Annotated in this window: 11 protein-coding genes; 5 read left to right on the top strand and 6 right to left on the bottom strand. The window is 43.6% G+C overall.

Annotation, left to right across the window (positions count from 1 at the left end; genetic code table 11):
• The first annotated feature begins 239 nt into the window (after positions 1 to 239).
• The 3 genes from V7K25_RS13925 (at position 240) to V7K25_RS13935 (ending at position 1,803) form a co-directional block, all read left to right on the top strand.
• A complete protein-coding gene (locus V7K25_RS13925) occupies positions 240 to 758 on the top strand; it encodes a Spy/CpxP family protein refolding chaperone (RefSeq protein WP_335158809.1) in 519 nt (172 codons plus the stop codon).
• Positions 759 to 945: 187 nt separating this feature from the next.
• On the top strand, positions 946 to 1,188 hold the full coding sequence (gene sipA, locus V7K25_RS13930; RefSeq protein ID WP_324974261.1) for a regulatory protein SipA: 243 nt from the start codon (positions 946 to 948) through the stop codon (positions 1,186 to 1,188).
• A 57-nt stretch (positions 1,189 to 1,245) separates the two neighbouring features.
• Positions 1,246 to 1,803, top strand: a complete 558-nt coding sequence (locus V7K25_RS13935) for a peroxiredoxin (RefSeq protein ID WP_335158812.1) — start codon at positions 1,246 to 1,248, stop codon at positions 1,801 to 1,803.
• Between the two features lie 562 nt (positions 1,804 to 2,365).
• Here V7K25_RS13935 and V7K25_RS13940 read toward each other — a convergent pair.
• The 3 genes from V7K25_RS13940 to V7K25_RS13950 are packed head-to-tail and all read right to left on the bottom strand — an operon-like array spanning position 2,366 to position 5,261.
• On the bottom strand, positions 2,366 to 3,004 hold the full coding sequence (locus V7K25_RS13940) for a nucleotidyltransferase family protein (RefSeq protein WP_335158814.1): 639 nt from the start codon (positions 3,002 to 3,004) through the stop codon (positions 2,366 to 2,368).
• Between the two features lie 12 nt (positions 3,005 to 3,016).
• A complete protein-coding gene (locus V7K25_RS13945) occupies positions 3,017 to 4,174 on the bottom strand; it encodes an XdhC family protein (RefSeq protein WP_335158816.1) in 1,158 nt (385 codons plus the stop codon).
• 16 nt (positions 4,175 to 4,190) lie between these two features.
• Positions 4,191 to 5,261, bottom strand: coding sequence for an aldo/keto reductase (locus V7K25_RS13950; protein ID WP_335158818.1), 1,071 nt, complete (start codon positions 5,259 to 5,261; stop codon positions 4,191 to 4,193).
• 272 nt (positions 5,262 to 5,533) lie between these two features.
• Between V7K25_RS13950 and V7K25_RS13955 the strand changes: the two genes are divergently transcribed.
• Together V7K25_RS13955 and V7K25_RS13960 are read left to right on the top strand one after the other, a co-directional pair.
• Positions 5,534 to 5,713 (top strand): hypothetical protein, encoded by a 180-nt coding sequence (locus tag V7K25_RS13955; protein WP_335158820.1) that lies wholly within the window; start codon positions 5,534 to 5,536, stop codon positions 5,711 to 5,713.
• A gap of 73 nt (positions 5,714 to 5,786) precedes the next feature.
• Positions 5,787 to 6,158: a hypothetical protein gene (locus V7K25_RS13960; RefSeq protein WP_335158822.1), complete on the top strand. Its 372-nt coding sequence runs from the start codon at positions 5,787 to 5,789 to the stop codon at positions 6,156 to 6,158.
• A 104-nt stretch (positions 6,159 to 6,262) separates the two neighbouring features.
• Here V7K25_RS13960 and V7K25_RS13965 read toward each other — a convergent pair whose 3' ends face one another.
• The 3 genes from V7K25_RS13965 to V7K25_RS13975 are packed head-to-tail and all read right to left on the bottom strand — an operon-like array spanning position 6,263 to position 10,066.
• Positions 6,263 to 8,476, bottom strand: a complete 2,214-nt coding sequence (locus tag V7K25_RS13965; RefSeq protein WP_335158824.1) for a xanthine dehydrogenase family protein molybdopterin-binding subunit — start codon at positions 8,474 to 8,476, stop codon at positions 6,263 to 6,265.
• Positions 8,473 to 9,456, bottom strand: coding sequence for an FAD binding domain-containing protein (locus V7K25_RS13970; protein ID WP_335158826.1), 984 nt, complete (start codon positions 9,454 to 9,456; stop codon positions 8,473 to 8,475). Before V7K25_RS13970 ends, V7K25_RS13965 begins: the two co-directional genes overlap by 4 nt.
• Positions 9,443 to 10,066 (bottom strand): (2Fe-2S)-binding protein, encoded by a 624-nt coding sequence (locus V7K25_RS13975; RefSeq protein WP_335158827.1) that lies wholly within the window; start codon positions 10,064 to 10,066, stop codon positions 9,443 to 9,445. The genes V7K25_RS13970 and V7K25_RS13975 overlap by 14 nt, the downstream gene beginning before the upstream one ends.
• Between the last annotated feature and the right edge of the window lie 987 nt (positions 10,067 to 11,053).

An 11,053-nucleotide genomic window follows, 5' to 3' on the forward strand; every position in this document is an offset into this window, starting at 1 on the left:
TTAAGAGTAAATACAGAGTGTGAAAATATTACTTAATCAACTAAATAATAATCTGTAAATTAATCATAATAAAATTTTTAATTATTCCTAACTCCTAACTATTTATTGTCAATCATATTTGTTAAAATTCCATCATGACTAAAGTCATGGGTAAAACCATGACTTTCTCCTCATGTGATTACTAAAGATAAGTTCTTATGATAGTGGCATCCAACCAGGAAAAACCCACCAGATAAGTAATGAAACTCAAAGCATTATCTCTAGTCGCTGGAGCGATCGCTCTAACTTTAAGTGCAACCTCCTTTGCTGTTAACGCCCAAACAGCCTCTCCTTCACCCGTGTTACTTGCACAAACTCCACAGAAAGAAAGGGGCCCTTGGAAAGAATTGGGTCTGACAGATGCTCAAAAAACCCAAATTCAGTCAATTCGCCGTGATAGCCATACCAAAATGGAGGCTGTTTTCACCCCAGAACAAAAGGCCAAGTTAGACGCGGCAAAACAAGCACGTCGGGCTGAGTGGCAAGCCCGTAAGGCTCAGGGGCAAACAGGTCAAGGTCAACGCCAACCAGGTCAACATCGAGGAAAGGGTGGTTATGCTGACTTAAATCTGAGTGAAATACAAAAAACCCAACTCCGACAAATCCACGAGTCTGAAAAACAACAGATTCAAGCAGTCTTGACCCCCGAACAGCGCCAAAAATTAGAGCAATTACGTCAAAATGCTCCTTCACGCCGTCAACAAGGCAATCCTCAATAATAATTTTTCAAAAAATAGCTAACTTGACTAATGTCTAAGCATTGTTTTCCATAGTCAAAAATTAATAGACTTCTTGCAGAAGACGCGGAAAGGGGATGAAATTTTTCCCCTTTCCCTTTCCCTATTTAGTAGACTTTTAAGCTAGTTATGAGTTATGAGTTAATTCAAAACTCCTAGCTTGATTAAAATGTCTAAAGAATTCGCAATTGGTAGTAAAGTGCGGGTTGTTGCACTACCGCCCTACGTAAAAACTGCTGAACCCATGCCCATGCTGCGCCCGCCCGACGTAATTCACCTTGGCGAAGAGGGTATAGTCATTGACCGCAGACCTGGTGGATATTGGGGTATTCGCTTTACTAGGGGAGCCTTTCTCTTAGATAGCCAATACATCGAAAGCACAGATACCCCACCCGAATCTGATTTAAAGTGAGATTCGCAGCAACGAAGAATTGTAAACTTGTGTAAAGTTGTAATTCTGGTTTTCACCATGATTTCCCGCCGCACTTTTTTAAGCATATTATTTGCCAGCTGTATTTCTCTCATCAGCTGGCTGAATTTTACCCCTGCTGCTGACGCCCTTGGTGGTAAACTTCCTGCAATTAATCAACCCGCACCAGAGTTTACTTTGCCAACCAATACAGGTAATGGCAAAATTTCCCTTTCTGACTTGCGCGGTAAGTGGCTAGTCCTCTACTTTTATCCAAAAGACTTCACCTCTGGTTGTACTATAGAGGCTCGCCGTTTTCAGCAAGATTTACCCCAATACCTCGAAAAAAATGCCCAGATTATTGGCGTAAGTGCTGATGATATTGATTCTCACGCCGAATTTTGTGATTCAGAGGGACTAAAATTTCCTCTGTTGGCTGACACTGATGGTTCAGTGAGTAAAGCTTACGGTTCGTGGCTGGGCTTTTTATCTATGCGCCACAGTTTTATCATCGATCCTCAAGGCGTATTGCGCGAGACTTTTGTTAAAGTCAACCCAAACATTCATAGTTCAGAAGTGCTGGCGCGATTAGAAAAATTACAGTTTACAGCTTCTTAGACGATTAGTCTAAGTTATGGTGAGTAAGACAGTGGCGGGTTTGAATCCCCCACTATCTTGTTCTGATACCAATTCACTAAAATTATGAAACAGATGTAATACCATTTCACGAAATTATTGATAACAAATAAATCACTATTCTTGCTACCCCTGCCTCCTCTGCTCCCCCTGCTTGCCATCTGTATCAATCTTAAAGTGAAACAGTATAAATCCTGAAAGGCAAGTATCTCTAAGTTTTTTAATTGCTCTCTTCTCTACGAAATGTTGCGCGAACGTAGCGGGGCGTTCGCTTTTAGCGTCTCCAATAGTTGCCCATTGCGTAGCTTGCTTCTCGCCTTTGACGAGTATTGCGAATTGCGAATTGCGAATTGGTAAAGCTGTTACGTATATAACTTGCCTTATCAGGGCGGGCAGGATGCCCACCCCACAATCATCTTGAAAAAATATTAGTGCAAATTGAAGGCGCAACAGCTTATGACCGGAGCTAACGGAAACGTCTTCGGCTTTGCTTCTGAATTCTTCAACTGGCGATAAGCCGGGGATATCATAGCAGTGGAATAAGTTAATTCTGCGCTTTGGTAATTGATATCAATTGTTCGTAATCCTTTGGTGTATCAATATCGATATCCCCTAGTGGAAACGGAATGGAAAACACTTCATTAAGGTTTTTATTAATAACTTTTTTTGCCCCTGAATTTTCTTTCAAAGCAGCAAGTTCTAAAAAAAATATCTGACTAAATAGAGCAGGTACACCTAATGTTCCTGCATATTCACATGCTATAATCGGTTTTTTTGTCGAATAATATGCATCAACAAGTTGATTAATAATTTGGTGAGAAACAAATGGCTGGTCGCAAAGTGTAATAACTACTGCTTCTATTTTTTTAGGAAGATTATTTAACAATTCAATACCGCTCTTGATTGAAGCACTCATTCCACAAGCCCAATCCAAGTTCTTAACTACTGTAACGGGAAGTTGCTTAACTTGGGGATAAATCTGTTCTGCATTTGCTCCAAGTACTACTACTACAGGTTGACAAACTGAAGCGATCGCCATTTCTGTAATGTATTGCAAAAAACTACGTCCTTGGTAATGCAATAGTTGTTTAGGTGTACCCATCCGAGTAGATGCACCAGCAGCAAGAATCATAATGGCTATAGTTGATTTCTCATTGTCTATTTGCTCAGTGTTAAATACCATAACAGATAAAAACTATGTGGTAAGTAGCAAGTTTGGATTGCTTTCATAGGATTGGTGAATTGGTTGATTGCGATTTCTTAAAAAACTACCACTGCGATTTGTTAGCACTGCTTGAATTTCAGCAATAATGGCGATCGCTATTCCTTCAGGTGTATCCGCTCCGATGTCAATCCCAATAGGGCCATGCAATCTTTTTAATTGTTCAGTAGTATAAACTATTCCTTGCGAACGTAAATCTTCAAGTAATCTTTCAGTACGCGACTTTGGGCCTAAAACTCCTATGTAGCGTGTAGGAGATGGCAGCAACATCTTTAAAATTTCCAGGTCGTCAAGGTAATTATGCGTCATGACCACAGAAACTGTGTAAGCATCTATAAATATCTGTTTTTGTACAGTTTCTCGCCGAGTCAGAATCACATCACAAGGCATAGTAAATCGCGCTTTAGTTGCCTCATTAGCTCGACAATCTACTACAGTAACGTCCCAACCTAATGATTGAGCAAACTGTGCTACAGGTACAGCATCGTAACCTGCACCAAATATTACTGCATGTGTCGGTGGTTGGATGACTTCGATGAAAACTTCTACACTACCTAAAGGTAAGTGATAGTTATTTACCTTTGACTTTTGATGAGCAAAAGCTGCTTGACTATCTGCAAGCAGAAATTGAATTAAATTTGGATCTTTGATGTCGGTGATAATTTTACCATTTGGATATAGCAGTAAGCGTGACCCAAGTTTGACTTTTACTGCGCCTTCAAATGCAAAGACTGTAGCAATAATACCCAAATGTTTTTTATTAAAGCACTCCTGTGTAAAAGCGATCGCATTCGGCGTGTTTTCTCTCTCAAGACGTTCGATGAGAACTTGCACTATTCCATTGCATCCCAGACCAAAGCCCCAAAGAATATCTTCAGAGGCGGTGTTATCGTAAGTAACAACAATTGGTTCGCCGTCTGACATTCGCTGTTGAGTATGCTCAAATACGTCATTCTCTAAACAACCAGCGCTGATTGTTCCAATCATCTCGCCTGTATTTGTCATCAACATTTTGGCACCTGGTCGGCGATAGGTTGAACCTTGAGTTTTGACTACAGTGGCAAGGAAAGTGATTTTACCAATTTTTTGACTTGACTCGAAGCCTTCTAAAATTGCTTGTAGTTCGTTCATTTGATTGCATTAATATTTACCCCAGCCAAGCTGGATTCATCGCTGTACTATCATTTTGGGTTGTGGTCTTATATCGTTCGTACTGCCCTTTAGCTGCTGCCTCACGGGTACGTGCTAAAAGTGCTGCCACTCGGGCGCGATCCATTGGCTCAAACGTGCGGACTGCCTCAAAGGCTTGGTCTAAAATTCTCATGCTATCAATGCCTGTAATTACGACTGAGGTGGGCAAATTCATTGCGTAATGTAGGCACTCGATCGCACTAACCGTGTTGCTTCTGAGAATGTAAGACTCTCCAATTGATTTCATTCCCAGGACACCAATGTTGTTTTTCACTAGCACAGGTAAAACCAGATGTTCAAAACTTCTAAAATGGGCATCCATGACATTCAACGGCATCTGCACAGTGTCGAAGCGGAAACCATTTTGTGCAGCAGTTTCTAGCATCTGGAGGTGAATCTGGGGATTCTTATGTCCTGTAAAACCGATATAGCTAATTTTGCCCGCTTTCTGCGCTTCTACAACTGCTTCCATCGCGCCGCCGGGAGCAAAGACACGATCGGGGTCTTCAAAGCGGAGTATTTCATGATGCTGCAATAAATCGATGTGATCGACTTGTAAATCTTTGAGCGATTCATCAATCTGCATTTTGGCAGCACCTTTGGTGCGACCATCGATTTTCGTCATTAGAAAAACCTTTTGGCGATAACCATTCTTAAGAGCATTTCCCATCCAACGGTGGCTACGTCCGTTGTTATAGTCCCAAGAGTTATCCATAAAGTTGATGCCGCGATCGATGGCACTGCGGATCAACTTAATACTTTCTTGCTCTTCTTCAATTTTTCCAATGTGATACCCTCCCAAGCCAATCACAGATACTTGTTCTTTGGTGCGTCCGAGATTGCGATACAACATTTCGCCGCGTCGAGTTGAAGCGGGTGAACTTTGGGCTAGCAGTTGAGTATTTTCATCAACAGATTTTGTTTCGGCGAGGGTCGGTTGCAAAAACCCTTCCGAAACTGCAAGTCCTGCTGCCACTAATCCCGAAGCAGAAGCAGTTTTTAACAAGCTGCGTCTACTGATTTCCATAATTATCTCCTATATATAAGCAACAACAGGAATGAGCGGTATGGTATCACGGCTATCTGGCACAAAGACTCTAGCTAAGGTGTGTTTTAAAACATACTCCGCAAGATGCATTCACAATAGACATCTCCGAAAATTAATTCCTGACCCCTCTCCAAACCTCTCCCCGAAGCAGAGAGAGGCTTTAATTCCCCCTTACCTACAAGGAAAGGGGGGTAGGGGGGTTAGGTCTGCGCGTGAATTTAAGGTTTCTAAATCTTTTCCGGAGATGTCTAATGCAAGTCGATGCATTCACAATACAAGCCAATGCATTCACAATGCAAGTCGATGCATTCACAATACAAGCCAATGCATTCACAATACAAGTCAATGCATTCACAATGCAAGTCGATGCATTCACAATGCCAGTCGATGCATTGCAAAAACTTACTATTTTTTTAAGATTGCCGATTTAAAATCTTTATTTTACTGATAGATTTTAAGTTTCAATGGGTACATTAAATACAAATCATCCTACTGAATATATCTATGACCATCCAAGACACGACACGCCGTTTGCGCCCTCAAACCATTAGTCAAGATATTGACTCATTCCACGGTTTGCAAACCGTCAGCACCTATAACACAACTCGTGCTGATGCCTCAGCTGCAAACTTACAGGAAGCTTATCAGACAATGTTGATTTCTCAGCAAACCGAAACCGAGAAACTAGCTTTCTACCGTGCTGCTGCTGATACTGCGCGATTAGCAGAGTGGGAATTTCATAATGCCGTATTAGCGATGAAAGAAGTTGTACGCGGGCAATATGGCTCAGATAGCGATCAAGCTCAAGCCGTGGGATTGAAGAAAAAATCAGACCGCAAGCGTCCTTCGCGGAAAAAGACAGTTGCGATGGCGTAACCGCCCGATGGAAGCGATCGCAAGTTAATCAACTTGATTGAGTTTGGAAGTTAGCCATCGCTAATGGGATGATTGAGCTTTCATCGTTTCGGCGATCGCCATATCTACAGCAGCTTGTCTAAGGTAATTGGCAAATCGCGAATACGCTTACCTGTGGCATGATAGACAGCGTTAGCGATCGCCGCCGCAGTGCCGGTAATGCCAATTTCACCAATTCCCTTGACACCAAGCGGGTTGATATGTGGATCGTGTTCATCGACAAACAACACTTGAATATCGGGAACGTCTGCATTCACTGGTACGTGATACTCAGCTAAATCATGGTTGACAACGCGTCCTAGATTCGGGTCTATTACCGTATGTTCCATTAGCGCCATGCCAATACCATAGATAATCCCACCAATCAGCTGACTGTTGGCTGTTTTAGCATTAAGGATGCGTCCAACACCGAAAGTTCCCACCCAACGCGATACTCGCACTTCACCCAAGTCAGGCTCAACACGAACTTCGGCAAACTGCGCTCCAAATGCGTGCATTGAGAACTTCTTCTGTTCTTCTCCCAGCTTGGCATCTGCACGCGCTTCGATCAAATTCATTCCATGCCGTGCCAAGATTGCCTGATATGTTTCGGTTGCAGAGGATTTATTTTTTAAGAAAAAGCTGCCATTTTCGGCAATCACATCTTCAGCATTTGAACTATAAAGCGGTGATTTTTGATCGGCGAGTGCTAGTTGCAAAAGCTGACTGCGAGCTTGATTTCCCGCTAAATGTACAGCCGAACTCACACTGGCGGCGGTTTGTGAACCACCAGAAACGGGGGTTTCTGGCATCTTGGTATCGCCTAATTCAAAGCGGACTTTGCTAACTGGTAGACCGAGTGCCTCAGCTGCAACTTGAGTCATGACAGTATAAGTTCCCGTACCAATATCTTGGGAACCGCTCAATACAACGGCTGTACCGTCTGCCATAATTCGGGCGATCGCTGATGCTGGGGAACGGTTGGTAGGATAAGTAGCTGTTGCCATACCCCAACCAATCAAATAGTTACCATCGCGCATTGAACGGGGCTTGGGATTGCGCTTTTGCCAGCCAAACTTTTCTGCCCCTAATTTGTAACATTCTCTGAGTGACTTGCTCGACCAGGGCAGTCCTTTACTAGGATCGACTTCAGCATAGTTACGCAAACGCAGTTCGATGGGATCGATATTGAGCGCATAAGCTAGTTCATCCATTGCCGATTCTAGGGCAAAGGACCCAGAAGCTTCGCCTGGGGCCCGCATATAGGTTGGTGTTCCTTGATCGAGTTGAACCAGACGGTGGCTAGTTTTGATATGCGGGCTAGCATAAAGCATACGGGCGCTTTTACCAACAGGTTCGATAAATTCATCGAAAGTTGAAGTTTGGGAAGTGCCGGCGTGTCGCAAAGCAGTCAATTTGCCATCGCGGGTTGCACCGAGAGAAACCTGTTGAATTGTCTCCGGTCGAAAGCCGACAGGCCCGTACATCTGTATGCGTCCCAAAACTAATTTTACTGGGCGATTAACCTGCCGTGCTGCCATCGCAGCTAGCGGTACGTGCGACCAAGCCGATCCTTTGCAACCGAAGCCACCGCCCACAAAATAAGACATAATGCGGACTTTCTCAGGCTCAATTCCTAATACCTCCGCAACTTTTCGTTGAGTCGAAAAAATTCCCTGAGTTGCGTCATACAGTAGCAGTTCATCGCCTTGCCAAACTGCTGTTGTAGCATGAGGCTCCATCGGATTGTGATTTTCTACTGGGGTGGTATAGGTTTGCTCGACGCGAACAGCCGCCGCCGCTAGTCCCTGGCTAACATTGCCGTGCGCTAAATCGGGCGGTTCCTCTCTAGGGATTTTACCTTTAGGCAAGTATGCCTTAGCGAGATTCTCCCGCATATTAATGGTTGGTTTCTCTTCGTCATAGCGAACTTGCACCAAAGAGGCAGCATACATCGCTCTTTCAAAGGTATCGGCAACGACGACACCAATATGCTGACCGCTATACAGGACAATGTTATCTTGTAGCACTTGCACCTTATGACCGCCGCCTTTTTCTCCAGAAGCTTTGGGCGCGTTGAGGTGGGTAATAACTGCTAATACACCTGGTACTTGTTCCGCCGCCTTGGTATTGATTTGGGCTATTTTACCTTTGGCGATCGCACTTTGAATTGTCACTCCATAAGTCATTTTTGCTACCGGGAACTCAGCCGCGTAACGTGCGCCACCAGTCACCTTCAGGTATCCATCAACTCGATTGAGCGGTTTGCCGACAACTGTATTTGTGTCCTTTGTATTCATGCCATCCCTCCCACCGTTGCCAGCGCTTTAACAATTGTGCGTTTAGTCAGTTCGACTTTAAAGCCGTTGTATTTTTGAGGTTTAGCTCCGGCGATCGCAGCCGACGCTGCTGCTTGAAATGTTGCCTGATTTGCGGGCTTGTTCAAAAGTATTTTTTCTGCTTCAAAGGCACGCCAGGGCTTTGTTCCCACGCCACCAAGGGCAATGCGTGCCGAGCGAATGATACCATTTTGAATATCTAATGCAGCTGCAACCGATGCCATCGCAAAAGCATAGGAGGCGCGATCGCGGACTTTTAAATAGTGCGATCGCTTCCCAAAGGTTGAAGCAGGTAAATCAACGGCAACAATTAACTCTCCATGCTCTAGAACTGTTTCCCTTTCTGGCGTTTCGCCAGGTAGAAGATGAAAATCTACAAGGGGAATACTCCGCTCTCCTCTCGGCCCGCGTGTCTGCACAACGGCATCGAGTCCCACCATTGCCACCGCCATATCAGAGGGATGGGTGGCAATACAGCGATCGCTACCGCCAAGAATCGCATGGATGCGATTATAACCCTCAATTGCCGCACAACCCGAACCGGGAACGCGCTTGTTACAGGGCATCGAAGGATCGCGGAAGTAGTAACACCGGGTACGTTGCAGCAAATTTCCGCCCACTGTCGCCATGTTTCGCAGTTGCGGTGATGCCCCAGACAGCAACGCCTCTGATAGCACAGGATAACGCTCTTGAACGATCGGATTATAAGCAACATCGCTATTGCTTGCCGTTGCTCCAATCCGCACACCGTTACCCTGTACTTCTATCTTGCTCAGTGGGAGTGGGTTAATGTCAACCAACTCTCTTGGGGTCTGGACATTCAGCTTCATCAAATCGATGAGGCTAGTACCACCAGCGATATACGAAGCTTGGGCATCTGGAGTAACCAACGCCACGGCATTTTCTGCCTGTCCTGCTTTCTTATAGCTAAACGGCTGCATCTTTTTTTCCCTCTAAGACATCGCGGACAGCAGCCACGATATTTGGATAAGCCCCACAACGGCAGATATTGCCGCTCATTAGTTCGCGAATATCGGCATCCGATTTAGCGTGTCCTTCGTTGACTAAACCCACTGCCGAACAAATCTGTCCTGGCGTGCAGTAGCCACACTGAAACGCATCGCGGGACAGAAACGCAGCTTGCATCGGGTGCAGATTGTTTCCTTGTTCTAGTCCTTCAATAGTTGTGATTTTTGCGTCGGTGTGCATAATTGCAAATGTCAGGCACGAATTAATGCGTTGCCCATCAACCAGCACCGTACAAGCACCACACTGACCATGATCGCAACCTTTTTTAGTACCAATTAATCCTATGTATTCCCGAAGTGCATCAAGTAAGGTAACACGCGGTTCAATTTGCAAACTATGTGGTGTTCCATTCACTTGTAGCGTCACCTTCACAATTTCAGAAGTGGAAGTTGCCACCATTGGGGTAGTTTTTTTTACTTGAGTTTGGGCTACACCTTTCTCTACAAAATTAGCGATCGTAGCTCCTACTGTGCTGATAATCATCAATTGACCTAACTTGCGGCGTCTTAGGGCAAACTTCATCTGTTTACTCCATTCTGTTTTTGTTGGTAATAATATTGAGTAATTGTTTTGATTTCAATTCTTTATAGAAATGACATTGTTAACAGAATACAATTTCATCTTGTTATCGTCTCTCTATCACAAGATTTATGTCATAAGTCTCATATATCAGTAAACCAAAAAGTTTTTAAGAGAAGAGCGATCGCATCCTTTTTTGATGCATTGGAACCATAATATTGCCGTCAATCAAAAATGGAATTATAAGCTTGCCAAAAAAAGGTAATCTTAAGATTTGATTTTTTGGTTGATGTATGATTGCCAAATCCTTATGCCAGAAGAGCTTCAGGTTTTTAGGGGATTTCAATCCTACATTTTAGTCCAGGTTCGTTATCAACCATTTTATTGCCAAATGCATAGCCTGTAAGAATTAGAGACATTGGAAGGATAATATTGCCAATTTGAATTAGAAGCATAAGCACGTAAAAACGGCAATATTATGGTTCCACCGACACCACATGTCGGTGGAACCATAACATTGCCGCTTTAAGGGCTGTAATACTTATTCTTCCGTGAGAGCGATCGCATTCTTTTTTGATGCATTGGAACCATAATATTGCCGAAAATCAAATTTCTTACCATAAGCTTGCCAAAAAAAGGTAATCTTAAGATTTGATTTTTTGGTTGATGTATGATTGCCAAATACTTATGCCAAAAGGGTTTCAGTTTTAGGGGATTTCAATCCTACATTTTTAGTCTGGGTGCGTTATTAACCCTTTTATCGTCAAATGTATAGCCTGCAAGGATTAGAGATATTGGAAGGATAATATTGCCGATTTGAATTAGAAGCATAAGCACGTAAAAACGGCAATATTATGGTTCCACCGACAACCACAATACTTTCAGGCTATCTTGCCCCTGGTGACAGCTTCGCTGACACTGTTGGCGAAATATTTCTTCACATTAAAAAGCGATAAAAATTAATCAATTTGGAGAAATCGTAAGTGACTT

This window comes from Nostoc sp., assembly GCF_036919495.1.
GTDB lineage: Bacteria > Cyanobacteriota > Cyanobacteriia > Cyanobacteriales > Nostocaceae > Nostoc.